Annotated in this window: 23 protein-coding genes; 15 read left to right on the top strand and 8 right to left on the bottom strand. The window is 72.0% G+C overall.

Annotated elements, in window-relative coordinates:
• Positions 1–141: 141 nt before the first annotated feature.
• The 4 genes from ACIO3P_RS20620 (at position 142) to ACIO3P_RS20605 (ending at position 3,703) form a co-directional block, all read left to right on the top strand.
• The gene (locus tag ACIO3P_RS20620; RefSeq protein ID WP_329822286.1) at positions 142–1,380 is read left to right on the top strand and encodes a cytochrome P450; all 1,239 of its coding nucleotides are present in this window, start codon (positions 142–144) and stop codon (positions 1,378–1,380) included.
• Positions 1,381–1,444: 64 nt separating this feature from the next.
• Positions 1,445–1,642, top strand: coding sequence for a ferredoxin (locus ACIO3P_RS20615; RefSeq protein ID WP_329822287.1), 198 nt, complete (start codon positions 1,445–1,447; stop codon positions 1,640–1,642).
• Positions 1,639–2,820: an FAD-dependent oxidoreductase gene (locus ACIO3P_RS20610; protein WP_329822288.1), complete on the top strand. Its 1,182-nt coding sequence runs from the start codon at positions 1,639–1,641 to the stop codon at positions 2,818–2,820. The genes ACIO3P_RS20615 and ACIO3P_RS20610 overlap by 4 nt, the downstream gene beginning before the upstream one ends.
• Before the next feature lie 43 nt (positions 2,821–2,863).
• Complete coding sequence (locus tag ACIO3P_RS20605) at positions 2,864–3,703, top strand: SDR family oxidoreductase (RefSeq protein WP_329822289.1); 840 nt, start codon at positions 2,864–2,866, stop codon at positions 3,701–3,703.
• 74 nt (positions 3,704–3,777) lie between these two features.
• On the opposite strand, the gene ACIO3P_RS20600 is transcribed toward ACIO3P_RS20605, so the two are convergent.
• Positions 3,778–4,623: an NAD(P)-binding domain-containing protein gene (locus tag ACIO3P_RS20600; protein ID WP_329822290.1), complete on the bottom strand. Its 846-nt coding sequence runs from the start codon at positions 4,621–4,623 to the stop codon at positions 3,778–3,780.
• A 117-nt stretch (positions 4,624–4,740) separates the two neighbouring features.
• On the opposite strand from ACIO3P_RS20600, the gene ACIO3P_RS20595 reads away from it, so the two are divergent.
• On the top strand, positions 4,741–5,367 hold the full coding sequence (locus ACIO3P_RS20595) for a TetR family transcriptional regulator (RefSeq protein ID WP_401795351.1): 627 nt from the start codon (positions 4,741–4,743) through the stop codon (positions 5,365–5,367).
• Between the two features lie 57 nt (positions 5,368–5,424).
• Here ACIO3P_RS20595 and ACIO3P_RS20590 read toward each other — a convergent pair whose 3' ends face one another.
• Complete coding sequence (locus ACIO3P_RS20590; protein WP_329822292.1) at positions 5,425–6,813, bottom strand: diacylglycerol kinase family protein; 1,389 nt, start codon at positions 6,811–6,813, stop codon at positions 5,425–5,427.
• An 80-nt stretch (positions 6,814–6,893) separates the two neighbouring features.
• Between ACIO3P_RS20590 and ACIO3P_RS20585 the strand changes: the two genes are divergently transcribed.
• The gene (locus tag ACIO3P_RS20585) at positions 6,894–8,126 is read left to right on the top strand and encodes an AMP-binding protein (RefSeq protein WP_401852842.1); all 1,233 of its coding nucleotides are present in this window, start codon (positions 6,894–6,896) and stop codon (positions 8,124–8,126) included.
• Here the strand turns inward: ACIO3P_RS20585 and ACIO3P_RS20580 are convergent.
• Entirely contained in the window at positions 8,101–9,378 is a 1,278-nt protein-coding gene (locus tag ACIO3P_RS20580) for a M6 family metalloprotease domain-containing protein (protein WP_401852839.1), read from the bottom strand. The genes ACIO3P_RS20585 and ACIO3P_RS20580 overlap by 26 nt on opposite strands.
• A 264-nt stretch (positions 9,379–9,642) precedes the next feature.
• Between ACIO3P_RS20580 and ACIO3P_RS20575 the strand changes: the two genes are divergently transcribed.
• Together ACIO3P_RS20575 and ACIO3P_RS20570 are read left to right on the top strand one after the other, a co-directional pair.
• Positions 9,643–10,314 (top strand): TetR/AcrR family transcriptional regulator, encoded by a 672-nt coding sequence (locus ACIO3P_RS20575; RefSeq protein WP_401853248.1) that lies wholly within the window; start codon positions 9,643–9,645, stop codon positions 10,312–10,314.
• Between the two features lie 263 nt (positions 10,315–10,577).
• Positions 10,578–12,128 (top strand): MFS transporter, encoded by a 1,551-nt coding sequence (locus ACIO3P_RS20570; protein ID WP_329822294.1) that lies wholly within the window; start codon positions 10,578–10,580, stop codon positions 12,126–12,128.
• Positions 12,129–12,361: 233 nt separating this feature from the next.
• Here the strand turns inward: ACIO3P_RS20570 and ACIO3P_RS20565 are convergent, their stop codons facing one another.
• A complete protein-coding gene (locus ACIO3P_RS20565; protein WP_401795360.1) occupies positions 12,362–12,928 on the bottom strand; it encodes a MarR family winged helix-turn-helix transcriptional regulator in 567 nt (188 codons plus the stop codon).
• Between the two features lie 125 nt (positions 12,929–13,053).
• On the opposite strand from ACIO3P_RS20565, the gene ACIO3P_RS20560 reads away from it, so the two are divergent.
• Together ACIO3P_RS20560 and ACIO3P_RS20555 are read left to right on the top strand one after the other, a co-directional pair.
• The gene (locus ACIO3P_RS20560; RefSeq protein WP_401852836.1) at positions 13,054–13,836 is read left to right on the top strand and encodes a dioxygenase; all 783 of its coding nucleotides are present in this window, start codon (positions 13,054–13,056) and stop codon (positions 13,834–13,836) included.
• A 421-nt stretch (positions 13,837–14,257) separates the two neighbouring features.
• Positions 14,258–15,253, top strand: a complete 996-nt coding sequence (locus tag ACIO3P_RS20555; protein ID WP_329822296.1) for a sigma-70 family RNA polymerase sigma factor — start codon at positions 14,258–14,260, stop codon at positions 15,251–15,253.
• A gap of 171 nt (positions 15,254–15,424) precedes the next feature.
• Here the strand turns inward: ACIO3P_RS20555 and ACIO3P_RS20550 are convergent, their stop codons facing one another.
• Positions 15,425–16,399, bottom strand: a complete 975-nt coding sequence (locus ACIO3P_RS20550) for a transcriptional regulator (RefSeq protein ID WP_329822297.1) — start codon at positions 16,397–16,399, stop codon at positions 15,425–15,427.
• A gap of 62 nt (positions 16,400–16,461) precedes the next feature.
• Here ACIO3P_RS20550 and ACIO3P_RS20545 point away from each other — a divergent pair, with 62 nt between their 5' ends.
• The 4 genes from ACIO3P_RS20545 to ACIO3P_RS20530 all read left to right on the top strand — a co-directional run bounded on the left by ACIO3P_RS20545 (position 16,462) and on the right by ACIO3P_RS20530 (position 22,095).
• Entirely contained in the window at positions 16,462–18,015 is a 1,554-nt protein-coding gene (locus ACIO3P_RS20545; protein WP_329822298.1) for an MFS transporter, read from the top strand.
• Positions 18,016–18,119: 104 nt separating this feature from the next.
• Positions 18,120–18,881, top strand: a complete 762-nt coding sequence (locus tag ACIO3P_RS20540) for a DeoR/GlpR family DNA-binding transcription regulator (protein ID WP_329822299.1) — start codon at positions 18,120–18,122, stop codon at positions 18,879–18,881.
• Positions 18,882–18,890: 9 nt separating this feature from the next.
• Positions 18,891–19,850, top strand: coding sequence for a 1-phosphofructokinase (pfkB, locus tag ACIO3P_RS20535; RefSeq protein ID WP_401852834.1), 960 nt, complete (start codon positions 18,891–18,893; stop codon positions 19,848–19,850).
• A gap of 79 nt (positions 19,851–19,929) precedes the next feature.
• Entirely contained in the window at positions 19,930–22,095 is a 2,166-nt protein-coding gene (locus tag ACIO3P_RS20530; protein ID WP_401852831.1) for a fructose-specific PTS transporter subunit EIIC, read from the top strand.
• Positions 22,096–22,209: 114 nt separating this feature from the next.
• On the opposite strand, the gene ACIO3P_RS20525 is transcribed toward ACIO3P_RS20530, so the two are convergent.
• Both ACIO3P_RS20525 and ACIO3P_RS20520 read right to left on the bottom strand, forming a co-directional pair.
• On the bottom strand, positions 22,210–23,067 hold the full coding sequence (locus ACIO3P_RS20525) for a DUF6227 family protein (RefSeq protein WP_401795792.1): 858 nt from the start codon (positions 23,065–23,067) through the stop codon (positions 22,210–22,212).
• Between the two features lie 191 nt (positions 23,068–23,258).
• A complete protein-coding gene (locus tag ACIO3P_RS20520; RefSeq protein WP_329822303.1) occupies positions 23,259–24,290 on the bottom strand; it encodes a P1 family peptidase in 1,032 nt (343 codons plus the stop codon).
• Positions 24,291–24,494: 204 nt separating this feature from the next.
• Here ACIO3P_RS20520 and ACIO3P_RS20515 point away from each other — a divergent pair, with 204 nt between their 5' ends.
• Positions 24,495–24,722, top strand: coding sequence for a hypothetical protein (locus tag ACIO3P_RS20515; protein ID WP_401852828.1), 228 nt, complete (start codon positions 24,495–24,497; stop codon positions 24,720–24,722).
• Between the two features lie 43 nt (positions 24,723–24,765).
• Here the strand turns inward: ACIO3P_RS20515 and mscL are convergent, their stop codons facing one another.
• Positions 24,766–25,254, bottom strand: coding sequence for a large conductance mechanosensitive channel protein MscL (mscL, locus tag ACIO3P_RS20510; protein WP_401852825.1), 489 nt, complete (start codon positions 25,252–25,254; stop codon positions 24,766–24,768).
• Positions 25,255–25,332 lie beyond the last annotated feature (78 nt).

Raw genomic sequence — 25,332 nt, 5'->3', positions numbered from 1 at the left:
ACCGTCAAAATGTGATTCGCATCACGTCAGGGTTATGTCAGGTAACTGGCTGGAGGGCGTCAGTCCACTCCCTTTCCATGGGGTGCAGTCGAGTTGTTCAACCTCCCGGACCTCGGCCCCCCACAGCACGGAGGAGACGCCATGACCGAGACCCTGACCTGCCCCGCGGGCGGCGGCCAGTCGCTGCCGGAGTACCCGATGCCGCGCGCCGCGCAGTGCCCGCTGGCGCCGGCTCCCACCGCGCAGGAGCTGCGCGCGGAGAAACCCATCACCAAGGTGCGGATCTGGAACGGCGGCACGCCCTGGCTGATCACCCGCCACGCCGACCAGCGCACCCTGCTCACCGACTCCCGCGTCAGCGACGACGACCTCGACCCGGGGTTCCCGTACGTCAACGCGCACCGGGCGATGATCGCCCCGGTGTCGCCGCGGATGATCACCAACACGGACGCGCCGGAGCACACCCGGCTGCGCCGGACGGTGAACGGACCGTTCGTCGTCAAGCGGATCGAGAAGATGCGCGAGCCCATCCAGAAGATCGTCGACGACCTGATCGACGAGATGCTGGCCGGACCGGCCTCCGCCGACCTCCTCAAGACGCTGGCCCTGCCGGTGCCGTCCCTCGTGATCGCCGAGCTGCTCGGGGTGCCGTACAAGGACCACGACTTCTTCCAGGCCAGCAGCAGCACCGTGCTGGACAGCTCGGTGGCACCGGAGAAGGCGCGCGAGGTCAGCGGAGCGCTGGCGGCGTACCTGGACAAGCTGCTCGGGGAGAAGCTGGAGAACCCCGGCGACGACGTCCTCTCGGAGATGGGCGGGCGGGTCAAGGCCGGTGAGATGAGCCGGACCGAGGCCGTCCACATGGGCGTCGCCATGCTGATCGCCGGTCACGAGACCACCGCGACGATGATCAGCCTGGGCACGCTGGCGCTGCTCCAGCACCCCGACCAGCTCGCCCTGCTGCGCGAGACCGACGACCCGAAGGTGGTCGCGAACGCGGTCGACGAGGTGCTGCGCTATCTGACGATCGTGCAGACCGGGGTACGGCGCGTCGCCAAGGCGGACATCGAGATCGGCGGCGTCGTCATCAAGGCCGGCGACGGCATGATCTTCGACCTGCACGCGGCGAACTGGGACCCGGAGGCGTTCCCGGAGGCGCAGCGCCTGGACCTGACCCGACAGGCGCGCACGCACCAGGCGTTCGGTTACGGGCCGCACCAGTGCCTCGGCCAGAACCTGGCCCGGCTGGAGCTCCAGGTCGTCTACAGCACGCTCTACCGCCGGATCCCCACGCTGCGGCTGGATGCCGCCCTGGAGGATCTGGAGTTCGACCACACGGGTACGACATACGGCGTACACAGCCTGCCGGTCGCCTGGTAGCCCCTCTCCGTCCCCGACGACCCTCATCAACCCCCCACAGCGATCAGAACAGAGGTGAACACCCATGCGTGTTGAACTGGACGAGCCGAAATGCGTGGCAGCGGGACAGTGCGTGATGGCCTCCCCCGAGGTCTTCGACCAGCGGGACGACGACGGCGTCGCGATCCTGCTGGAGGAGCACCCTGACGACGGCCTCCTCGACGGGGTGCGCGAGGCCGTGGCGATCTGCCCGGCCGCCGCGATCCGACTGGTCGAGCAGTGAACCGGATCGTGGTCGTGGGCGCCTCGGCCGCCGGGCTCGCGGCGGTCGAGACCCTGCGCAGGGAGGGGTACGACGGCACCCTCACCCTGATCGGGGAGGAGCCGCACGCCCCGTACGACCGGCCCCCGCTCTCCAAGCAGATCCTCTCCGGCGAGTGGAGCCCCAAGCGGCTCCCGCTGCGCCCGTACGCCGATCTCGACGCCCTCGGCCTCGATCTGCGGCTGGGGGTGGCGGCGACCGGGCTGGACACCGCGGACCGTACGGTACGGCTGGCGGACGGCGCGCAGGTGCCGTACGACGGGCTGATCGTGGCCACCGGGGTACGGCCCCGGCGGCTGCCCGGCGAGGGCGCCCACGTGCTGCGCACCCTGGACGACGCGCTCACGCTGCGGGACCGGCTGGGCCCCGGGCGGCGGCTGGCCGTGGTCGGCGCCGGGTTCCTCGGTGCGGAGGCCGCCGCCGTGGCGTGGCAGCTCGGCGCGCACGTGACCCTGATCGAACCCGCCCCCGTACCGCTGGCCCACGCGGTCGGCACGGCGGTCGGCGAGGTGCTGTCGCGGGCCCACCTGGAGCACGGGGTGGACCTGCGCACCGGCGTCTCCGTGCGGGAGATCACCGAGGACGGGGTGCTCCTGGCCGACGGCGGTCTGGTCGAGGCCGACGAGATCCTGGTCGCCGTCGGATCGCTGCCCAACACCGAGTGGCTGGCGGGCAGCGGGCTGACGGTGGGGGACGGGCTGGTGTGCGACACGTACTGCGAGGCCGCCCCCGGTGTGTACGGGGCGGGCGACGTGGCCCGCTGGCACAACCCGCTGTTCGGCGTCGACATGCGGATCGAGCACCGTACGCACGCGGCCGAGCAGGGCATGGCCGCCGCCCGCAACCTGCTCCGCCCGGAGGCGCGCAAGCCGTTCGCGCCCGTGCCGTACTTCTGGTCGGACCAGTACGACATGAAGATCCAGGCGTACGGCTACCTGCGCGGCCACGACGAGGTCGCCGTGGTCGCCGGGGACCTGGCGGAGCGCCGGTTCGTGGCCGCGTACCGCACCGGGGACCGGGTGACCGGGGCCCTCGCGGTCGGTATGCCGCCCAAGGAGATCCGGCAGTGGCGCCAGGCCATCGCGGCGGGTGCCTCCTGGCAGGAGACCGTACCGGCCGGGGCCACCGAGGCGGCCTGACCGCCCCTCACCCCTTCACCGGACAACGAGAAAGAGGACGTTCATGCAGGAGCGTACGTACGACGACGCGCGGGACGTGGTGGTGGTCACCGGGGCGGGTGGCATGGGGTCGGCCGTCGCACGGCGGCTCGGCAGCGGGCGGACCCTGATCCTCGCCGACGCCTCGCAGGCCCAACTCGACCGGGCCGTCGACGCGTTGAGCGCCGAGGGGTACGCCGTGCAGGGCGTGCTCACCGATGTGTCCGACCGGGCGTCCGTCGAGAAGCTGGCGGACACGGCAGCGGGCGAGGGCCGGCTGACGGCCGTCGTGCACACGGCGGGCGTCGCCGCCGCCACCGCGTCGTCGCGGAAGATCTTCGACGTCGACCTGCTCGGCACGGTGTACGTGATCGACGCGTTCGAGCGGGTGGCCGTCCGCGGCACCTCGCTCGTCTGCGTCTCCAGCATGGCCGGCCACTACGCCTCGCTGAGCCGCGAGGACGAGGCCGTCCTCGCGACGGCCCCGGCGGAGGATCTGCTCGGTCTCGGCGCGGTCGCCGCCGTCGGGGAGGACGCGACGGCCGCGTACATCCTGGCCAAGCGCGCCAACCACGTACGGGTGGAGGCCGCGGCGCTCGCCTGGAACCTGAAGGGCGCCCGGATCAACACCGTCAGCCCGGGGGTCATCTCCACCGCGATGTCGAAGGCGGAGGTCGACGCGGATCCGGACGGACACATGCTCAAGATGGTCCAGGCGTGCGGCGCGGGCCGTACGGGCACGCCCGGGGAGATCGCCGACGCGGTGGCCTTCCTGGCCGGTCCGCAGTCGCTCTACATCACGGGCACCGACCTGCTCGTCGACGGCGGACAGGCGGGCTGGATCCGCTGGCACATGAAGCGGTGAGGCGCTGAGGCGTTACCGGGGCCCGTGGTGCGGTCGTTCGCGCCACGGGCCCGTCCGGTTCGGGCCAGGTCGGCTCAGCCGTCGGTGATGGCCGCGCTGGTGCCGCCCGCCGGGGCGCGGTCGGTCGTGGCGGTCAGTTCCCTGACCCGGTCGGCGGAGAGCGTGACGCCCGGGGTCTCGAAGAACCAGCGTCCGGTCGCCTCCTGGTCCATCCCCTTGGGCCGCGCCGCCATGTACGGCAGTACGTAGACCGAGGTGCCCGGCTCGCTGCGCCAGCTCTCCGCGAGCGGACCGATGTCCACCGCGTCGTAGCCGAGCACGTCCAGCAGCCGCGCCACCCGCGCCTTCGCGTCCGCGTCGTCACCGGCGAGGGGCAGGGCGCTGCGGTCGGCGGCGCCCGCGGGCCGGGCGCTGGTGAACAGGCGGCGGAAGTCGATGTTGTTGAACGCCTTGACCACCCGGGAGCCGGCCAGATGCCGCTGCACCAGCTCGCTGGTGGTCAGCTCGGCCGCGTCCAGCTCGGCGATGCGGTCGTCGCGCTCCGGGTAGTAGTTCATCGTGTCGATGACGACCTTGCCGGCCAGATCCGTCGGGGAGAGCCGCGTGTAGGCGCGCAGCGGGATCGTCGCCACGACCAGGTCGCCGGCGCGGGCGGCCTCGGCGGGCGTGGCCGCCCGCGCGTGCTCGCCGAGTTCGGCGACGAGGTCGGCCAGGGTCTCGGGGCCGCGCGAGTTGCTCAGTACGACATTCAGGCCGGCGGCGACGGCGAGGCGGGCCACCGCGCTGCCGATCATGCCGGTGCCGATGAGCCCGAGAGTCCCGAGGGCCTCGCTGCCCGGCCGGGCCGGGGTCTCGGCCCGCGATGGGCGCTGGTCCTGCTGGTCCTGCTGGTCCTGGCTCTGGTCCTGGTTCTCGGACATGGTGCCGCATCTCCGTCTCGATCGTGAACATGAATCGCTCATGTGGAACTCGGTGTCACACTAGAGCCTGTGATTCACTCCTGCAATCCAGGGTCGGAGGGAAGGTACGATCGCGGGATGGACGGAGCGGGTGAACCAGGCGGACCGGGCGCTGCGCGCGGCTCCGCGCGTACGAGCAGGGACATCGCGCGGGCCGCCGTCCGCGCTGAGCTTGCCCAGGTGGCCTTCGAGCTGTTCTGCCGTGAGGGCTTCGACCACGTCACGGTGAACGAACTGGCCGCCGCCGCAGGGGTGTCGCGCAGCACGTTCCTGCGCTACTTCCACACCAAGGAGGAGGCCGTTCTCGGCGCCTTCGACACGCACGGCACACAGGTCGCCGACGCGCTGCGCGCCCGGCCCGCCGGCGAGGACGACTGGACGGCGCTGCGGCGCGCGCTGGACACCGTCGCCGACCAGTACCGCCAGGACCCGGCCGGCACGCTCGCCATCGCGCGCCTCGTCCAGGACACCCCGGCCCTGTGCGCGCGGCAACTGGAGAAGCAGCACGGCTGGCGCCCGGCCCTGACCGAGGCCCTCGCCGAGCGCGGCGGCTCCGACGGGCCCGCGTCGCTGGTCCTCTCGGTCCGGGTCGCCGCCGCGCTGGACTGTCTGAACGTCGCCGTCGACCACTGGAGCGAGTCCGACGGCCGGCTGGACCTGGTCGACCTCCTGGACGAGGCTTTCGCCGCCCTCGCGCCGCGCTAGAGGCTCCCGTCCCAGAGCCCCGCTCGTCCCCTCCCGTCCCCCTGTACGTGGCCGCGCTCAGGCGGCGGGCCGCTCCCGCCGTGCGACCGCCGTACGGCCGACCGCCGCGGCCAGCTTGCGCAGCCGCCGCCGGTCCAGGGGCGGCTGCACCGGCGGGACGCCGGGCCGGTTCCTGGGGACCCGTACGCGCAGGGCGCCGGGCTCGATGCGGCACCGTACGGGCGCGGGCAGGACCAGCGCCTCCCCGTCGACGCCGACCTCTATCTCCGCCCGGTCGGCGTCCACCGTCACCTGGTGGGCCGTCAGAACCGTGAGCCCGGCCGACTGCCGGCCGCGCAGCAGCCCGGCGGCCTCCGCCGCGCTGTCGACCCGTACGCCGAGGACCCCGAGCACCCCCGCGTCCAGCCGTTCGCGCCGGCCCAGACCGGCCGGATCCTCCGTGCGGTACGGGTTGTTGCTCACCAGCAGGGCCTGCGGGCCGGTGACGGTGACGGGCGCCCCGCCGGTGCCGCCGTCGGCAGAGGCGGCCGTGACGGTCAGCAGCGGGCCGCGCTCGTGCGTCAGCAGTTCGGGCAGCAGGTCGAGCGTGGTGCGTACCTTGTCGTCGCGGTAGGCGGGGCTCTGCACGACCGCCGCGTACGCCCCGAAGGACGCGTTGTTGACGAAGGGGTGCCCGCCCGCGAAGCCGAGGTCGACATGGAGTTCCACGCCGTCGGTCAGCGCGTCCAGGCAGGCCGACGGGTTCTCCCGGTCGAGCCCGAGGTCCATCGCGAAGTGGTTACGGGTCCCGGAGGAGATCACCAGGAACGGAAGCCCCCGCTCCGCCGCCACCGCCGCGACGAGCGCCTGTGTCCCGTCGCCGCCCGCCACACCCAGCAGATCGGCCCCGTCGTCGGCGGCCCGACGAGCGAGGGCGGCGACGTCCTGCGGGTGGTCCGGATCGAGCAGTACGACCTGTGCGCCGAGCCGCTCCGCCTTCTCCCGCAGCCCGAACCTGCCGACCTTCCCGCCGCCGGAGCGCGGATTCATGATGAGGAACGGGCGCAGGGGCGGCGGCGTCTCGTGTTCCCGCATGGCGGTGGTGCGCGTGGCGCCCGTACTGCTGAGCGCGGTACGGCCCGTCCAGACGGCCACCGCCCACAGCGCGGCACAGACCAGGACCAGCCAGAGCAGGTTGGCCGCCGCGAAGACCGCGATGACGGTGAACGGCGTCGCCACGGACAGCACCGCCGCCCCCACCCGGGCGGCCCCACGACGGGTCAGGACCCACCAGACGGCCGCGGCGGTGAGCGCGGTCCCCGCGAGGATGGCCCCGATCAGCAGCAGGCTGGCGGCGGCTCCCGCGTACCCCAGCGGCAGCAGTACGGCCGCACCGGAGGCGGCCAGCGAGACCCGCGCCGACCACCGCTGCGCGGCATGGGCGCCCTCGCCGAATTCCACAGCCACTGCTTCTTCTCCCACCGATCAGGCGCGTCGATCACGCGGCCCCGGCGTAGGGTACCGAGCGACCGCCCAGGGGGATGACCATGCCGCACGCCGACCGCACCGACCGGGCCGTCGCCGCGCTGTCCGCGCCCGGGGCGCCCTTCGCCACCGTACGGACGGAGAACGGCTCGCTCGTGTACGCGGACGGGCCGCGCACCCTGCGCGAGTTCGTCGAGGCGACCTGGGCCTACGGCGACCGGCCGTTCCTGCTGGGCGCCGGGCTGGGCACCGGGCTGGGCGCCGAATCCGCATACACGTACGGGGAGTTCTTCGCCGCCGCCACCGCCCTGGCCAACCACTTCGTGGACGCGTACGGGCTGCGCCCCGGCGACCGCGCCGCCCTCGCGATGGGCGACCGCCCCGAGTGGCAGACCGCCTTCTGGGCCGCCCAGTTGGCCGGGCTCGTCGCCGTACCGCTCGACGCCGCCTGGGCCGAGGACGAGATCACGTACGCGCTGGACGACTGCGCACCGCGCGTGCTCCTCGTGGACGGCGAGCGGCTGCCGCGCGTGCGGCGCTGGGCGGCGCGCCAGGGGGCGGGGGCCGTACGGACCGTCGTCCGCGACCACGGGGGAGCGGTGGAGGCGGGGACCGAGCGGTACGAGGACCTGCCCGCCGCCGATCGGTACACCGCCCCGCCCGATGTCGAGGTGCGGGCCGAGGACGACGCCACGATCAGCTACGTACCGGGGCCCTCCGGCCGGCTCCGGGGCGCCGTCGCCACGCAACTCGCGCAGGCCGGAGCCGCGATGAACGCGCGCTTCCTCGCCACCGTCGCCGCCCTGGACCGCGGGGAGATCCCGGGCCTGGGCCCCGTCCCGGTCACGCCGCTGACGTACCCCTTCTCCCGCGTCGAGGCGCTCACGCGCGTGTACGCGGCGATGGCGGCGGGCGGCGCGCTCCGCGTCACGGACGGACCGCGGAGCGACGACGGAAGCGAAATCTCCGGTTCCGGCCTTGGCTCCGGCTCCGGTTCCGGTGACACCTTGTCCGGTGACACCTTCGGCCTGACGGAGACCTGCGGCGCCGTGCTCGCCGGGGGCCGCCCCACCCCCGTCACGGAGGTACGGGTCGACGGGGCGGGGGAGTTGTGGCTGCGCGGCCAGTCCCTCGTACGCGGCTACTGGGGCGAGAACCCAACGGACGAGGCCCTGGCAGTCGAGAACCCGGCGGACGAGGCTCATGCGCGGGACGGCTGGTTCGGCTGGTTCGCCACCGGCATCACCGCGACCCTCCGCGACGGGCGCGTCAGGACCGGGTCACCCGCACCTTGAAGTGGTCGTCCGGCTCCTGCGACACCACCGAGATCCGGATGCGGTTGTCGCGGTCCACGAAGGACTGCCCCGGCCGGTACGGCGCGTCCGACAGCTCCGCGTGGACGTTCGGGCGGCGCGTACAGCCGCCGCTGTTCTCCTTGCTGTCCGCGATGGTGACCGGGCCCCGCCCGGTGTCCACGGCGGCGTCCACGCGGTAGACCAGCACGCCCGGTTCGCAGACCGCCTCGTCGTTGCCGGCCCGCGTCCGTACCTCCACCGCGTACCCCGACTCCGGGGAGACCGGCACGAAGGCCATCTTGGGACCGCCCGACGTCGCGAGCGGACCGAGCAGGAAGTCGCTGGTGCCCTGCCCCGAGGCGCAGCCGATCTGCTCGTCGTCGAGCCAGCCGAGCTTCCACTTGTGCCAGCCCAGCAGGTCGTTGTTGGCGCCCCAGTCCTCGGACATGATGTCCCAGTGCCCGACCGAGCCGCCGCCGTCCACCGTGTAGAGGTCGGGGAGGCCGAAGACATGGCCGTTCTCGTGCGGCAGGACCCGGTAGCCGGTGTCGCCGTACGAGCCGGAGCCGTCGTCCTGGCGGCTGTAGACGAAGGACGTGTTGGCGAGCGGGACACCGTCCGCCTGCGGGGCGTCCGCGTTGCCGGAGAAGGTGACGGACAGGACGGTGTCCAGGGCCGAGGGGCCGGCGTTGGGCGTCACCAGGATGTTGACCAGGTCGTACGCGGCGAAGTCCACCCGCGGGTCGGCGGCGGCCACGATGTCGTCGACGAGCCGCCGGTAGCCGGGTTCGTACGGCGCGCCGCGCGCTATCCCGTACTCCGCGAACGGCAGCGGCATCCGCAGCCAGTTCTTGATCGGCGCCTCGGGACGGTACTCCAGGCGCCCGTACGAACTGGTCCTGAACCACTCCGACGTCTTCGGGAAGAACTCGGCGAGCCGGTCGAGCGCCTTCCCCGGGCCCGGCGCGTCCGAGAAGTCGACCATCAGGTTGAGGGCGCGGATCCTGCCGGTCGAGCGGGAGTAGCCGGGCGGGGTGGGCAGCCCCTCCGACATCTGCACGGCCGTGGCGGCGGAGATACGGCACGGGCCGCGGCCCGTGTCCTTGACCGCGCCGGGCCCCGACGAGGCCCGGTTGGGGGCGGGGAGGGTGCCGCTCGCGCTGGTCAGGGCGGCGAGGGTGAGCGCCGCGAGGCCGGCGAGGGCGCAGAGACGGCGGGAGCCGGTGATGGGTATGAGACGCCTCTGCTGCATACGGTCGCCTTCGGTCTCGGCAGCCTGCCGTCCCGGCTGTCCTCCGTTCGATCACCCTCCGCCGGTCGGCGTGTCGGCGCTCGCTGGGTGCGCCGATCGGGGCAAAAGCCGTCAACAGGGGTACGTGATTCAGGTCACACGAGTGGCCGAAATAACCGGGGACAAGTTCCCCGTTTGCATCTACGTCCCCGGGCGCCGGGGACCACGCAGACCGAAGAACCGAAAGCTGGGAAGGGAACCGACGTGACCGCCACCGCCGCCGCCATCGAGGCTGCCGTCGCTGCTGCCGCGGCCGTCGGACCGGCGGCCCGCCGCGTCCCCCGGCCGCGCGCGGACGCGCTGCGCAACCGGGAGCGGATCGTGACGGCGGCCCGTGAGATGTACGTGGAGCACGGCTCCGAGGCGCCGCTCGACGAGATCGCCCGCCGGGCCGGAATCGGCAACGCCACGCTCTACCGGCACTTCCCCGACCGGCACGCTCTCGCGCACGAGGTCGTCCGCTCGGTCATGGCCCGCGTCGCGGACCAGGCGGAGCGGATCGACGCCGAGGAGCCCGACGCGTTCACCGCGCTGCGGCGCTTCGCCCACACCGCGGCCGACGAACGGATCGGGGCGCTCTGCCCGATGCTCTCCGAGGCGTTCGACAGGAGGCGTCCCGACCTGGACGCCGAACGGCGCCGCCTCGAAGGCGCCGTCGAAGGGCTGATGGAGCGGGCACGGCAGGCGGGACGGCTCCGTCCCGATGTCGAGGCCGGCGACCTCATGATCGCGCTCTCCCAGCTCACCCGGCCGCTGCCCGACAGCGGCTGCCTCACGATGGACCGGTTCGTGCACCGGAACCTCCAGCTCTTCCTGGACGGCCTGGAGGCCCCCGCCCGGTCCGAACTGCCCGGCTCGGCCGCGACCCTGGAGGATCTGCGCCGCGCCGCTCCGTGACGCGCCCCTGACACGTCTCACTCACACGTCTCACCGACCGTCCCGCCACACGCCTGACTCGCACGCCTGACTCGCACGCGTCAGTCACACGTCTCAGTCACGCGTCTCCCTACACGTCCCAGCGCAGGCCCGCCAGAAGGCCACGCGCTGCCCTTGACGGCTTCACGCCGTCGCCATCAGCCCGCCATGACTTCGTAAGTCCCGCAGCGTCGCCTGTACTTACGTACGTTTCGCCCTTTCTGCACCCTTAGGTGGATACCTCCATGTCAAAAACAGCCGAAAAGCGGCTCCCCGACCCGGGCGCCCTGTCCGCCCCCGACCCGGGCCGCTGGAAAGCGCTCGTCTTCATCGCCCTGGCCCAGCTCATGGTCGTGCTCGACGCGACCATCGTGAACATCGCACTGCCCTCCGCCCAGCAGGACCTGGGGATATCCGACGGCAACAAGCAGTGGGTCATCACCGCCTACGCCCTCGCCTTCGGCGGTCTGCTGCTCTTCGGCGGACGCATCGCCGACCTGTGGGGCCGTAAGCGCACCTTCGTCACCGGCCTGATCGGCTTCGCCGCCGCGTCCGCCATCGGCGGCGCCGCGACCGGCGAGGCGATGCTGCTCGGCGCCCGCGCGCTCCAGGGCGCCTTCGGCGCGCTGCTCGCGCCCGCCGCGCTCTCGCTGCTCGCGGTGACCTTCAGCGACGCCAAGGAGCGCGCGAAGGCGTTCGGCATCTTCGGTGCGATCGCCGGTGGCGGTGGCGCCGTGGGTCTGATCCTCGGTGGGTTCCTCACCGAATACCTGGACTGGAGGTGGACGTTCTTCGTCAACATCCCCTTCGCGATCGTGGCCGCGCTCGGCGCGTACTTCGTGATCCGCGAGCCCGCCTCCGGCCGTAACCGCTCCGCGCTCGACATCCCCGGCGTCGTCCTCTCCACGCTGGGCCTGGTCTCGCTGGTGTACGGCTTCACGCGCGCCGAGTCCGACGGCTGGAGCGACCCCGTCACCATCACGCTCTTCGTGGCGGCCGTGGCGCTGCTCTTCCTCTTCACGGTCGTCGAGTCGAAGGTCAAGGCCCCGCTGCTGCCGCTGCGCGTGGTGACCAACCGCAACCGCGCCGGCGTCTACCTCTCGCTGGGCCTGGCCATCATCGCGATGTTCGGCCTGTTCCTCTTCCTGACGTACTACCTCCAGGTCGTGCAGGGGTACTCGCCGGTCAAGACGGGCTTCGCCTTCCTCCCGATGATCGCGGGCATGATCACGGGCTCGACCCAGATCGGCGCCCGGCTGATGACCCGGGTCCCGCCGCGCTACCTGATGGGCCCCGGCTTCCTCGTCGCGGCCGTCGGCATGCTGCTGCTGACCCGGCTCGACCTCGGCTCCTCGTACACAGGTGTGATCCTGCCGGGCCAGCTCCTGCTGGGCCTCGGTATGGGTACGGCCTTCATGCCGGCCATGTCGCTCGCGACGTTCGGCATCGAGCCGCGGGACGCGGGCGTCGCCTCGGCGATGGTCAACACCTCGCAGCAGGTGGGCGGCGCGATCGGTACCGCCCTGCTGAACACGATCGCGGCCTCGGCCACGACCTCGTACCTCGCCACGCACGCGGCCACCGCGGGCGACGAGCGGCTCCTCCAGATGCGTGCCCTGGTGGCCGGGTTCTCCAGCGCCATCTGGTGGGCGGTCGGCATCCTCGCCATTGCGGCGACGATCGCGATCACCTTCATCAACACCGGCCGCCCCGGCTCCTCCACGGGCGCTTCCGGCGCGGACGGCGAGAAGGGCGCGGCGGCGGACGAGGTGCAGCTCCCGGTCGCGATGCACTGACCGTCGCGCACGCGCAGGCGCTCGCCCGCTGACAGGCGCCCGTCGGCCCGCGCTCGCTGACACGCACCCGCCGGCACACGCTCGCCGACGCGCCCCCGTCGGCCCGCCCCCGCCGGAAGCGAAAGGCGAAACGGCCGCCCCCGCGGCCTGCCGGTTACGGCCGCCCCCGCGGCCAGCCGGTTACGCCGCCCCACGGCCTGCCCTGGCGCCGCCGACTCCCCGGATCCTCGGAGTCAGCGGCGCCAGGGCAGATCCGCGCCCGTCCCCTCGGGCTGCAGCCCCTCCGCCATCACCCGCATGATCTCGCCGAGCTGACCGACCTGCTCCGGGGTGAGCCGGTCGAAGATCGCCTGGCGTACCGCGGCGACATGGCCGGGCGCCGACCGCTGCAACATCCTGAAGCCCTGGTCCGTCAGGAACGCGTTCTGTCCCCGCTTGTCGGAGGGACACTCCTCACGCTGGACCCAGCCGTTCTCCTCCAGCCGCGCGATCGCGTGGGAGAGCCGCGAGCGGGTGATCTTGGCTTCCATGGCGAGCTGCGTCATCCGCAGCCGGCGGCGCGGCGCCCACGAGAGTTTGACGAGAAGCCCGTAGTAGATGTGCGGCATCCCCGCGTCACGCTGGAGCTGACGGTCGAGGTGGTCCTCCAGCAGGGTCGTCGCCTGGAGGTACGTCATCCAGACGCGCTGCTCCTCGTCGCTCAGCCAGCGCGTTTCCTCCGCCCGGGCCTCGGGTTCTCCGCTGGTGTCCTCGCCTGGGCCGGCGCCGCTGCCGGTAGATGCCATGGTCATGTACTCCACTCTACCCATTCTTGAAAATTAAACTAGATCTGGTTAAGCTGATAAGCAATGAATGCTTGAGCTTTCAAGTAGACGTCCGGGTGGGGGACGCGTGGACGTCGACACGGATGACCCCGGGAGTCACCATGAACGCCGTTGCCGAGCGCATGCCCGCCCTCTACCTCTCCCATGGGGCCCCGCCCCTGGCCGACGACCCGGTCTGGCCCGGGGAGCTGGCGGCCTGGTCGGCGACGCTGCCCCGCCCCAAGGCCGTCCTGATGGTCTCGGCGCACTGGGAGGAGGCCCCGCTGGCGCTGGGCGCGACCGGCTCCGTACCGCTCGTGTACGACTTCTGGGGCTTCCCCGAGCACTACTACCAGGTGCGCTACGACGCCCCGGGCGCGCCCGGGCTCGCCGACTCCGTACGGAAACTGCTGCGCGGCGCCGGCACCCCCGTACAGGACGTGCCGGACCGCGGGCTGGACCACGGGGCGTACGTACCGCTGGTCGAGATGTACCCCGAGGCGGACGTCCCCGTGCTCCAGATCTCCCTGCCGACGCTCGACCCGCGCAAGCTGCTGGAGATCGGGCGCAAGCTGGCCCCGCTGCGGGACGAGGGCGTCCTGATCGTCGGCAGCGGCTTCTTCACCCACAACCTCGCCGCGCTGCGCCACCCGGGCGGCGGCGTGCCCGGCTGGTCGGCGGAGTTCGACGACTGGGGCACGCGGGCGCTCCAGGCGCAGGACGTCGACGCCCTGCTCGACTTCGAGCACAAGGCCCCGTCCGGCCGTCTGGCCCACCCCCGCACCGAACACTTCGCCCCGCTGTTCGTGACGCTCGGCGCCGCGGAGGACGAGCTGGGCACCGGCAGGAGCGTCATCGACGGCTTCTGGCTGGGCCTGGCGAAGCGGTCGATCCAGTTCGGCTGAGGATCTTCGGCCGGGCCGGGGAATGCCGGGGGAGGGGCGGGGAAGGCGCGGACGTACGGGCGTCCATGCGGACGGTCGCGAGGGCGCGGAGGCCGTCCGGGGGTGTCCGGAGGGCGTCCGGGGACGCCCTGAGCAACCAAAGCCGCATGCGAATCGTCTTCAAGAAGTGACCGGAGCTGCTGAAGTCGCCGGTCGCGCTCCTCGGGGAGCGCGGTCGGCATCCGCCTCGGCAACTGTCCTGACCTGCGGTTCTGCGTTCGACAGAAGGCGCGGGTCACTCGGTCGGCGGCACAGGATACTGCATGATCACAAAATCTATGCACGCCATGGGAATTCTGTCCGGATTCCAGTCGTTGTTTCCAACGGATGCAGGGCACCCGGAAGGGTGTCGCGACCTACTCAGTTCAGTAAGGGAGCTCGCATGGCAACCCGTGCCGTCGCCCGTCGTTCCGCCTCCGGCGGGGCGAAAGCGGCAAGCAGTGTTCGCGCCGTAGGCGGGGAGATCGCCGACCGCGACCTGGTCGGCATGTACCTCGACGAGATCGCTCGTACGCCGCTGCTCGACGCAGCGAAGGAAGTCGAGCTGTCCCAGACCATCGAGGCCGGGGTCTACGCCCGGCAGATCCTCGACGGAGAGGTGGAGAGCGAGGCGCGCGGCGCTTCGCGCGAGGAGCTGGAGGCGCTGGTCGCCGAGAGCGAACGCGCGAAGGACGTCTTCATACGCTCGAACCTCCGCCTCGTGGTGGCCGTCGCGCGCCGTTACCCGCGCAGCGGCCTGCCCCTGCTGGACCTCATCCAGGAGGGCAACGCGGGACTGGTCCGCGCGGTGGAGAAGTTCGACTACGCCAAGGGCTTCAAGTTCTCGACGTACGCGACATGGTGGATCCGCCAGGCCATCACGCGCTCCATAGCCGACCAGTCGCGCACGATCAGGCTCCCCGTCCACCTGGTGGAGGAGCTGGGCAGGATCCGCCGCGTACAGCGCGAGTTCAACCGCGAGCACGGCCGCGATCCGGAGCCCACGGAGGTCGCCGCGGAGCTGGACTCGAACCCGGCGCGCGTCATCGACGTCCTGGACTGGGCCCGTGACCCGGTCAGCCTGAACATGTCGGTCGACGACGACGGGGACACCCAGTTCGGCGACCTGCTGGAGGACACCTCCGCGGTCTCGCCCGAGCAGTCCGTGCTCACGCTGCTGCGCAGCGAGGAGCTGGAGGACCTGATCAGCAAGCTCGACCAGCGCACGGCGTCGATCATCAAGATGCGGTACGGCATCGACGACGGCCGCGAGCGCACGCTGACCGAGGTCGGCAAGCAGCACGGCCTGACGCGGGAGCGGATTCGCCAGATCGAGAAGCACGCGCTGCTGGAGCTGAAAAAGATGGCTCGGGACACCGGCTTCGACGCGGCGGCGTGACGTCACCGTTCTGTGGCCGTAGTGTCCCCCTTACTCGTACTGTCTCTCCGAGCGGTACGGGACGGCTGATCCGTCGGCCCCCAGAGACGAGCCCCGGCACCAACCCCCCCCAGGTGCCGGGGCTCCCCTCTGTCCTCCCGCCCTTCCCTCCGTTCCTCTCCGCGTCTCCCGCTACCCGGTCGGTGCGGCGGCGCGGGTCAGTCTCGCCCCCAGCTCGTAGAGGTACCCCGTGAGCTGTGCCGGGGCGTGCGCGGTGAACTCGCAGTCCACCAGAGCCAGGCGCAGCGCGAACCACTCCAGCGAGTCGGTCACGGTCGTGCGCAGCCGGCAGGAGTCCGGCCCGGTGGGCGTGGGCGCGGACAGATACGGCGGCAGCCGGGCCACCACGAACTCCGCGGGCGCCCGGAAGGTGACGTCCACGTCCATCCGGGGTTGCAGCCGTGACATGGACCGGCTCAGGAACTGCGCCGCGTCCGCGTTCCCCGTGGGCAGCTCGCGCGGTGCGAACCGGGCGCCGGTCGGGAAGGGCTCGCTGACCCGGTCGACCCGGAACGTACGCCAGTCGTCGCGCTCCAGGTCGTACGCCACGAGATACCAGCGGCTGCCGGTCGAGACGAGCCGGTACGGCTCGACCTGCCGCCTCGTCTCCGTACCGTCGCCGGAGCGGTAGCCGAAGCGCAGCCGCTCCGTGCCCGCGACGGCGCCGGCCATGACCGTGAGGGTGTGGGGATCGATGGTCGCGCCGTCCCCGCGGGTGAGCGGCGTCGTCGCCGTCTGGAGGGTGGAGACGCGGTGCCTGAGCCGGGACGGCAGCACCTGCTCCAGCTTGGCCAGGGCGCGTACGGACGCCTCGTCGATGCCCTCGACGGCGTGGCCCGCCCCGGCCCGCAGCCCGACGGCGATGGCCACGGCCTCCTCGTCGTCCAGGAGCAGCGGGGGCATGGCCGTACCGGCGACCAGCCGGTAGCCCCCGATCGCCCCCATCGTGGCCTCCACGGGGTATCCGAGGGCGCGCAGCCGGTCGATGTCGCGGCGGATGGTGCGCGCGCTGACGTCGAGTCGCTGGGCCAGCTCGCTGCCCGGCCACTCGCGCGGGGTCTGGAGGAGGGAGAGCAGCCTCAGGAGCCGTGCCGGGGTGTCGGTCATGCGTCCATGGTGCGCGGCATCTAGGACATGGGCGGACCTAGATGCTTCCTAGCTTGTGCCCCATGAGCTCACCCACCACCTCTTCGCCGGCCCCGTCCCCGGCCGCTGCCCCAGACGATCCCGATGTCCCTGGTGTCCCCGGTGTTCCTGGTGTCCCCGGTGTCCCCGAAACGTCCTCGGGGCGGGTCCCGGAGGGCGGCGACCGCCGCCGCTGGCTGGCCCTGGCCGTGGTCATGACGGCCGCCTTCATGGACCTGGTCGATGTCACCATCGTCAACATCGCGATCCCGAGCATCGAACGGGACCTCGGCGCCACCTTCGGGGCGATCCAGTGGATCACCGCCGGATACGCACTCGCCTTCGCGGCCGGACTGATCACCGGCGGCCGTCTCGGTGACATATACGGCCGCAAGCGGCTCTTCCTGATCGGTATCACCGGCTTCACGGTCGCCTCCGCGCTCTGCGGCTTCGCCACCGGCCCCGAGATGCTGGTCGGTTCGCGGCTGCTCCAGGGCGCGATGGCCGCCATGATGGTGCCTCAGGTGCTGTCGATCATCCATGTCACCTTCCCCGCCCACGAACGCGGCAAGGTCTTCGGGCTGTTCGGCGCGATCGTCGGTCTCGGAGCCGTGTCGGGCCCGCTGCTCGGCGCGCTGCTCACCCAGTGGAACCTCTTCGGCCTCGAATGGCGCCCGATCTTCCTCATCAACCTGCCGGTCGGCGTGGCGGGGGTGCTGCTCGGCCGCAGGTTCATCGTCGAGTCCAAGGCGCCCAAGGCGCTCCGGCTCGACCTGGTGGGCGTGGTGCTGGTGACGGGCGCGCTGCTGATGCTGGTCTACCCCCTCACCCGCGGGCGCGAACTGGGCTGGCCGCTGTGGGGTCACCTCTGCATGGCCGGCAGCCTCGTCGTCCTGGCGGTGCTGGTGGCGTACGAGCGGAGGAAGGCGCGCAAGGACGGCTCACCGCTGATCGAGCTGTCGCTGTTCCGGGTCAGGAGCTTCGCCGCCGGCGTCGCCGTCCAGCTCGCCTTCGGCGTCGCGCTGGGCATCTTCTTCCTGGTCTGGACGCTGTACATGCAGATCGGCCTCGGCTGGAGCCCGTTGCGCGCGGGGCTCACGGGGGTGCCGTTCTCGCTCGCCGTATCGGTCGCGGCCGGTCTCTCCGTACAGAAACTGGTCCCGCGCTTCGGCCGCAAGGTCCTCCAGACGGGCGCGCTGACGATGATCGCCGGGCTGCTGCTCTACATCGGCGCGGCCGGGCGGTACGGCCTGGAGATCACCCCCTGGCAGATGGCGCCGCCCCTGCTGGTCATGGGTGCGGGCATGGGCCTGATCGTGGCCCCGCTGACGGACGCGGTGCTCTCGGGCGTCCCGCGCGAACACTCCGGCTCGGCGTCGGGCCTGATCAACACCACGCAGCAGATGGGCAACGCGCTCGGGCTCGGACTGGTGTCGGTGGTCTTCTTCGGAGTGGTCGACGACCGGCCGGCGAACGCGATGCGCGTGGCCTTCGCCGACGGCTTCCAGCACGCCCTGTGGTGGGTGGCGGCCGTGCTCGCGGCCATCTTCACCATGATGTTCGCGCTCCCGGCCAAGGCGCGGACCGAAGAGGGATGACCGATCGTGTCCGCAGTTCGCCCGAATCTGTTTACTTTCTGGAAATGCGGGCGTAGCGTGTCGCCGAAACCACAGGTTCGGGCACTGAACGGACGTAAACCCACATGTACGCACCGGAGCGTCAGCAGGAGATCCTGCGCCTGGCCCGTGAGGGCGGACGTGTCGATGTGCTGTCGCTCGCCGAGCAGTTCCAGGTCACCGCGGAGACCGTACGGCGTGATCTGAAGGCCCTCGACCGGGCCGGCCTCGTCCGCCGCGTGCACGGCGGGGCCATACCGGCCGGGCGGATGGACTTCGAGCCCGACCTGGCCGAGCGTGAGTCCACCGCCGCCGACGAGAAGGACCGCATCGCGCACGCGGCGCTCGCGGAGCTGCCGCGGGACGGCAGCGTGATCCTGGACGCCGGTTCGACCGTCGCGCGGCTCGTGGCGGAGCTGCCGCTGGAGTGCGGGCTCACCGTCGTGACCCACTCCCTCCCCGTCGCCGCCCGCCTCGCCGACCACCCGGGGATCGACCTCCACCTGGTCGGCGGGCGGGTCCGCAACCGTACGCGCGCCGCCGTCGACGCCTGGGCGCTGCGGGCGTACGGGGAGATCAGCGCCGATGTCGTCTTCCTCGGCACCAACGGTTTCTCCCCCGAAGGCGGGCTCACCACCCCCGACCTCGCCGAAGCCGCGGTGAAGCGCGCTCTCGTCGGCGCGGCACGGCGCGTGGTGCTGCTCGCCGACTCGGCGAAGCACGGCCAGGAGCACTTCGCGCGCTTCGGCACGCTCGCCGATGTCGATCTGCTCATCACCGACAGCGGGCTCAGCCCTTCGGATGTCGCGGCGGTCGAGGCCGCGGGCACCGAAGTGCTGTGTGTTTAGGAGCGCCGCATGATTCTCACCGTCACCCCCAACCCGAGCCTGGACCGTACGTACGAGGTCCCGGCCCTCGACCGAGGCGAGGTGCTGCGGGCCACGGCCGAACGCATGGACCCCGGCGGCAAGGGCGTCAACGTCTCCCGCGCCGTCGCGGCGGCCGGCCGCCGTACGGTCGCCGTGCTGCCCCTCGGGGGCGCCCCGGGGGCGCTGGTCGCCGAGCTGCTGGCCGGGCAGGGGATAGAGGTCGCGCCGGTGCCGGTCGCGGGGGCGACCCGGTCCAACATCGCGCTCGCGGAGCCCGACGGCACGCTGACCAAGATCAACGCGCCGGGCCCGGAGCTGACCGCGGCCGAGTCGGAGTCGCTGCTCGCCGCGGTGCGCACCCAGATCCGCACCCACTCCGCCTCCGCCGCCTGGATCGCCTGCTGCGGCAGCCTCCCGCGCGGACTGGCCCCCGAGTGGTACGCCGAACTGGTCGCCGGCGCCCACCACGCCGGGGCGAGGATCGCCCTCGACACCTCGGGCCCCTCGCTGCTGGCCGCCCTGCGCGAGCGGCCGGACGTCGTCAAGCCGAACGCCGAAGAACTGGCCCAGGCCGTCGGCCGCCCCCTCACCACCGTCGGCGACGCCGTCAAGGCGGCGGAGGAGCTGCGCACGTACGGTGCGGCCTCCGTCCTCGCCAGCCTCGGCGCGGACGGCCAGCTCCTGGTCGCGGAGACGGGTACGTACTTCGGCTCCGCCACGGTCACCACGGTCCGCAGTAACGTCGGTGCGGGCGACGCCTCGCTCGCCGGGTTCCTGGCGGCGGGCGGCGAGGGCCCGGAGGCGCTCGCGTCGGCCGTCGCGCACGGCGCGGCGGCGGTGCAGCTCCCGGGCAGCGTGATGCCGGCGCCCGGGGACCTGGACCCGGCGGCGGTCACGGTGACCGCCGACATCCCGCTGGACCGCCTGCTCAGGGAGCCCGCCTCATGACCTCCTTGTTCTTCCCCGTTCCCCTTCCTCTTCCCCTTCTGGACCCGAACCGCGCGATAAGCGAGCAAAGGAGCCCGCGATGAGCGACATGATCACCGCGGACCTGGTCGACCTCGACCTGGCCGCCGAGACAAAGGAAGCAGCGGCCCGCTCGCTGGCCGAGCGAATGGTGGCCCTGGGCCGGGTCACCGACCTGGACGGCTTCCTGGCCGACGTGGCCGCGCGCGAGGCGCAGATGCCGACCGGGCTCGACGGCGGCATCGGCATCCCGCACTGCCGCAGCGCGCACGTCGGTGAACCGACCCTGGCCTTCGGCCGCTCGGCGCGGGGCATCGACTTCGGCGCCCCCGACGGGCCCGCCGACCTGATCTTCCTGATCGCGGCCCCGGCCGGCGCCGACGACGCGCACCTCACGATCCTCTCCGCCCTGGCCCGCCGCCTGATGAACGAGGACTTCACCACGGCGCTCCGCTCGGCCACGGACGCCTCGGCGACGGCCGCCCTGATCCGCGGCGAGGAGCCCACGACCACGGAACCCACGGCGACCGCCCCGGCGGCGGCCGAACCGTCCAAGACCTCGGACGAGCCCGCGGAGCCCGCGGGGACCTCCCAGGAGAAGGCACCGGCAGAAGCACCGACGGCGAAGGCACCGGCAGAGGCTCCGGTCACAGAGGCACCGGTCACAGAGGCACCGGCCGCGGAGGCACCGGCCGCGGAGACACCGGTCGCCGGCGCCACCGAGGACCAGGTCTTCCGGATCGTCGCCGTCACCTCCTGCCCCACCGGCATCGCGCACACCTACATGGCCGCCGAGGCCCTGGAGCAGGCCGGACAGCACGCAGGCGTCGAGCTCGTCGTCGAACCGCAGGGCTCCTCCGGCTTCAGCCGGCTCGACCCGGCCGTCATCGCCGCCGCCGACGGCGTGATCTTCGCGCACGACGTGCCCGTACGGGAGAAGGAACGCTTCGCCGGGAAGCCGACGGTCGACGTCGGCGTGAAGGCCGGCATCAACCGTCCCGCCGAACTGATCGCCGAGGTGCGCGGCAAGGCCGAGCGCGGCGAGGTCACCGGCGCGGGCGCCCACAGCTCGCCCGTGGACGACGCGGGAGAGCCCGGCGAGGGCTACGGCACCAAGCTGCGCAAGTGGCTGATGTCCGGCGTCAGCTACATGGTCCCGTTCGTCGCGGCGGGTGGACTCCTCATCGCCCTCGGCTTCGCCATCGGTGGCTACACCGTCGACAAGGCTCCCTCCGTCGCCGAACACTTCGTCTGGACGGAGAGCATGAGCTGGGCCGCTCTGCTCTTCCAGATCGGCGGCCTGGCCTTCGGCTTCCTGGTGCCCGTCCTCGCGGGCTACATCGCGTACGGGATGGCCGACCGCCCCGGTCTCGTACCCGGCTTCGTGGGCGGCTCCATCGCCCTCACCATCAACGCCGGCTTCCTCGGCGGCCTCGCCGCCGGTCTGATCGCCGGTGGCGTGGTGATGGCGATCCAGCGGGTCAAGGTGCCCGCCGCGCTGCGCGGCATCATGCCGGTCGTCGTGATCCCCCTGGTCGCCTCCGCGGTTGTCGGATTCCTGATGTTCCTGGTGGTCGGCAAACCGATCGCCTCGCTCCAGGAGGCCCTGTCCGACTGGCTGTCCGGCCTCTCCGGGGCCAACGCGGTCATCCTGGGCGTCATCCTCGGTCTGATGATGTGCTTCGACCTCGGAGGCCCGCTGAACAAGGTCGCCTACGCCTTCGCCGTCGGCGGTCTCGCCAACCCCAACGAGGGCAGCCTGAAGGTCATGGCCGCCGTGATGGCGGCGGGCATGGTCCCGCCGCTGGCCATGGCGCTCGCCACGACAGTACGAGGCAAGCTGTTCACCCGTACCGAACGCGAGAACGGCAAGGCCGCCTGGGTGCTCGGCGCCTCCTTCATCACCGAGGGCGCGATCCCGTTCGCCGCGGCCGACCCGCTGCGGGTGATCCCGTCCGCGATGGCGGGCGGCGCGGTGACCGGCGCGCTCTCGATGCTCTTCGAGTGCACGCTGCGGGCCCCGCACGGCGGCATCTTCGTGATCCCGCTGATCGGCAACCCGTTCCTCTACCTGATCGCGATCGCGGCGGGTACGGCCGTCACCGCCGGACTGGTCATCCTGCTCAAGGGAGCCCGGAAGACCGGCCGCCCGGAGCAGGCCGCCGAGGCCGGAGCCACCGGCGCGGGCGGAGCCGCAGCGGAAGCCAAGGTGCCGGCGAGCGTCTGAGCCCCACGCCGCCCCACCCCGGCGCCCTCCCGGCAGGTCGTACGGTCCGTCCCACCCCTGGCGGGCCGTACGCCCCTTCCTTCCCGGTCCGGTTCCCTCAGCCCCGGCCGGCCCTCACAGGACCCGCGCGCGAAGCTCCATGGCTTCGCGCGCCGTCTGTTCGGCCTCGTACACCTCACACATGTGCCGACCGTCCGGCGTCGCCGTGTGCTCCACCTCCCACAGGCTCGTCTCGGTGCCGTCGATCAGCAGGAACGCGTGCTCGTAGAGCATGAACCCCGCGTCCTTGCCCTCGACCTGGCACTGCCGGCCGAAGACCTGCGTGATGTGATGCGCGAACGCCGTCTTCAGCAGCAGCTTGGTCTCCTCACCCGGGCAGTCCGCGTTCTCCGCCCGGCGCAGCACCCTGCGGGCGTGGTCCGGGGAGTTGTCGGGCGAGTAGAGCCGGTGCCGCGGCGTGGGCGCCGGAGCGGGCAGCGCACGCAAACCGCGGATCAACGCGAGATGAGCGTCGATCTCGGCCGTGCGCTCCGACTCCAGCTCCGCGAGCAGATCGGTCGCGAGGTCGTCCAGGGCCGTCTCGCGATGTCGAGGGTCCTCCTCACGGAGATCGTCGTCCAGGCATCCTCGTTCTCCCCAGTACGCCTCGCCGTCCTGCCGGTCCGGATCGGCCGATGAAAGCCGCGGCGCCTCCGGGCTGCCCGGCCGGCACAGGCGTGCCGCCGCGAGCTGGGCCTCGGATTCGTCCCCGTACAGCTCGTGCAGCCGCGCGCCGTCCCGGCCGGTGTTGTGCACCAGCTCCCACAGGCTGAACGCGCTGCCGTCGTCGAGCAGATAGGTGTGCCGGTACGTCTCGCGATGCAGCCCCGCACTGTGGTGCGCGGAACACAGCGAGCTGGCGTGCGCCAGCGCACGGTCGAGTCGATCGACCAATGCGTCAGGCAGGTCGAAGGAGTTGAGTGCCCGACCCAGGAGTCGCTCGAGGTGCGTCTCGGTTGTCTCGTAGGGATCGTTCAAGATGGGTCTCCAGGCCGTCGCCACATGTCACTTGGTGATTGCATAACGTAGTGCCTAGGGCTGACATCGCGTCCTAAGTTTGGGAAAACGAAGGGGGCGTACGTGAAGTTCCCGCGCGCCTCTTGCCAACTCGCCGGACACTCCCCTCAGTCGAGCCCGTACAGCTCACGGTACGAAGGGAACGTCCCGCCAGGACTGTCGACCCCCTCCGCCGCACGTACGGCCGAGACGATCGCCCTGGTCACCACATCAGCACCCGCTTCCAGTATCGCGTTGAGGGCGAGCGAATTCCCCTCGGACAACGGCTGAACTCCCGTCGCCAGCGCGAAAACCGTGTCCCCGTCATTGAGTAGATGCACGGGGCGGACGGCGCGCGCGATGCCGTCGTGCGCCGTCCCCGCGAGCTTCTGCGCCTGGGCACGGGACAGTTCGGCGTCGGTGGCGACGACCGCCAGGGTGGTGTTGAGCGGAGCGGGGCCGTTCCGCTCGCTCAACTCGGCCAGTCGCCGTTGCGCGGCCTGGTGTACCTCAGACGACGGGTACTCCGTACGACCGCTGAAGTAACGCCCGTACAGCACGCCGGTCAGCGGATCGACCACGGAGCCCGCCGCGTTGGCCACGACCAGCGCGGCGACGGTGATTCCGGATTCCAGCACCGTACTCGCCGTCCCCACGCCGCCCTTGAGCTGTCCGGCGAGGGCGCCGACCCCCGCGCCCACACAGCCCTCCGCGACCGGCGCACCGCCCTCCGACGCTGCCGCCGCCTCCACCGCCGCACGCCCCGTCGCCGCGTCCGGCCGGATCCGCCAGTCGCCGCCGCGTCCCAGGTCGAAGATGCCCGCCGCCGGGACGACGGGCACCACCTGACCCGGGTCGGGGCCGACCCGTATGCCGCGCCCGCGCTCCTCCAGCCACGCCATCACGCCGGACGCCGAGTCGAGCCCGTACGCGCTGCCGCCCGTCAGCACGACGGCCTCCGTGCGCTGGACGATATTGCGTGGGTCGAGTGCGTCGGTCTCCTTCGTGGCCGGCCCGCCGCCCCGTATGTCCACGGCGGTGACCACCCCGCCCTCCGGGGCGAGTACGACGGTGGTGCCGGTGAGCGCGCGATCCCCGGCCACCTGGGCGTGCCCTACCCGGAGGCCCGCCACGTCGGTGAGTGCGTCATTCGATGCCATGAACCCAATGCGTACCACGTGCCTCGGACAGTGAGGCGCTGGACGCCGGAGAACCGGCGGAGGAGGGCGGAGCGTGGGGACGGCGGAGGCGACGGTGGGGCGGGAGGCGGGCCGCGCGCGCGTCGGCCGATCCCGGGCGCGGGCGCCGTCCACCGTTCGTCCACGCACGTCCCGGCTCCGTACACGCCCCCGTACCCTTGGGGTATGAGCACCGCCCCCACTCCCGAGCCGGCCCCCGCGGAGCAGACCTCGGAGCCCCGGCGGCCGACCGGGACGCCGCGCCCGCCCGCCGCGCTGGTCTTCGACGATCCGCTGGACCAGCAGTCCTCGGACGACACCGACGACGGCTGGGGGGAGCGCGCCGCCGGGAGCGGTGACAGCGCGGCCGATCTCGCCCGCTTCCTCGACGAGAAGCCGCCCCACCACATCTGAGCCGAGCGCCCCGGGCGGGGCGCCGCTCCACCACGGCCCGCCGCTAAGGCGTGCTCTGCCCCCGGCCGTTCTGCCCCGAGCCGCGCTGCGCGACCAGGGTGTCCCTGATCTCCTTGAGCACCTCCAGCTCGCTGACCTCCATGACCTCCTGGACCTCTTCCTTGGCGGCCTGCTGCCTGGCGCGCCGGGCGAGGTACTTGGCCATCGGCAGCACCATCAGGAAGTACACGACGGCTGCCGTGATCAGGAACGTGAGAACCGCGCTCAGCACCGTTCCCCACATGATCGGAATGCCATTGACGACCTCGCCGGCGGCGTTCGTCTCGCACGGCGACCTGAGGCACGAGCTGTACTTGTTCAGATCCTGCGTGCCGAACGCGCCAACCACCGGGTTGATGACGCCCTTGACGACCGCGGTCACCACGTTGGTGAACGCCGCCCCGATCACCACCGCCACCGCGAGGTCGATCACGTTGCCGCGCATCAGGAAGGCTTTGAAGCCTTCGAGAACGCTCTCCTTCTTCTCGCTCACGAGTGAGCCTTTCTTCACATGTGCTGTAGGGGTGACAATCTGTCCCGCAACCTACGGCAGCGCGTGCCCGCGCTGTCC

It is taken from the genome of Streptomyces sp. NPDC087310, assembly GCF_044744405.1.
Taxonomy (GTDB): domain Bacteria; phylum Actinomycetota; class Actinomycetes; order Streptomycetales; family Streptomycetaceae; genus Streptomyces.
The sequence above is the reverse complement of the archived record's forward strand: the minus strand, read 5'-3'. Positions and strand labels throughout refer to the sequence as shown.

Excerpts from the sequence above, each read along its gene's own strand:
- ACIO3P_RS20595 (WP_401795351.1), top strand. The coding sequence starts at position 4,741 with ATGGACGGAGCGGGTGAACCAGGCGGACCGGGCGCTGCGCGCGGCTCC.
- ACIO3P_RS20615 (WP_329822287.1), top strand. The coding sequence starts at position 1,445 with ATGCGTGTTGAACTGGACGAGCCGAAATGCGTGGCAGCGGGACAGTGC.
- ACIO3P_RS20540 (WP_329822299.1), top strand. The coding sequence starts at position 18,120 with ATGTACGCACCGGAGCGTCAGCAGGAGATCCTGCGCCTGGCCCGTGAG.
- ACIO3P_RS20545 (WP_329822298.1), top strand. The coding sequence starts at position 16,462 with ATGAGCTCACCCACCACCTCTTCGCCGGCCCCGTCCCCGGCCGCTGCC.
- ACIO3P_RS20605 (WP_329822289.1), top strand. The coding sequence starts at position 2,864 with ATGCAGGAGCGTACGTACGACGACGCGCGGGACGTGGTGGTGGTCACC.
- ACIO3P_RS20530 (WP_401852831.1), top strand. The coding sequence starts at position 19,930 with ATGAGCGACATGATCACCGCGGACCTGGTCGACCTCGACCTGGCCGCC.
- ACIO3P_RS20580 (WP_401852839.1), bottom strand. The coding sequence starts at position 9,378 with ATGCAGCAGAGGCGTCTCATACCCATCACCGGCTCCCGCCGTCTCTGC.
- pfkB (WP_401852834.1), top strand. The coding sequence starts at position 18,891 with ATGATTCTCACCGTCACCCCCAACCCGAGCCTGGACCGTACGTACGAG.
- ACIO3P_RS20600 (WP_329822290.1), bottom strand. The coding sequence starts at position 4,623 with ATGTCCGAGAACCAGGACCAGAGCCAGGACCAGCAGGACCAGCAGGAC.
- ACIO3P_RS20520 (WP_329822303.1), bottom strand. The coding sequence starts at position 24,290 with ATGGCATCGAATGACGCACTCACCGACGTGGCGGGCCTCCGGGTAGGG.
- ACIO3P_RS20555 (WP_329822296.1), top strand. The coding sequence starts at position 14,258 with ATGGCAACCCGTGCCGTCGCCCGTCGTTCCGCCTCCGGCGGGGCGAAA.
- ACIO3P_RS20560 (WP_401852836.1), top strand. The coding sequence starts at position 13,054 with ATGAACGCCGTTGCCGAGCGCATGCCCGCCCTCTACCTCTCCCATGGG.
- ACIO3P_RS20585 (WP_401852842.1), top strand. The coding sequence starts at position 6,894 with ATGCCGCACGCCGACCGCACCGACCGGGCCGTCGCCGCGCTGTCCGCG.
- ACIO3P_RS20570 (WP_329822294.1), top strand. The coding sequence starts at position 10,578 with ATGTCAAAAACAGCCGAAAAGCGGCTCCCCGACCCGGGCGCCCTGTCC.
- ACIO3P_RS20550 (WP_329822297.1), bottom strand. The coding sequence starts at position 16,399 with ATGACCGACACCCCGGCACGGCTCCTGAGGCTGCTCTCCCTCCTCCAG.
- ACIO3P_RS20515 (WP_401852828.1), top strand. The coding sequence starts at position 24,495 with ATGAGCACCGCCCCCACTCCCGAGCCGGCCCCCGCGGAGCAGACCTCG.
- ACIO3P_RS20620 (WP_329822286.1), top strand. The coding sequence starts at position 142 with ATGACCGAGACCCTGACCTGCCCCGCGGGCGGCGGCCAGTCGCTGCCG.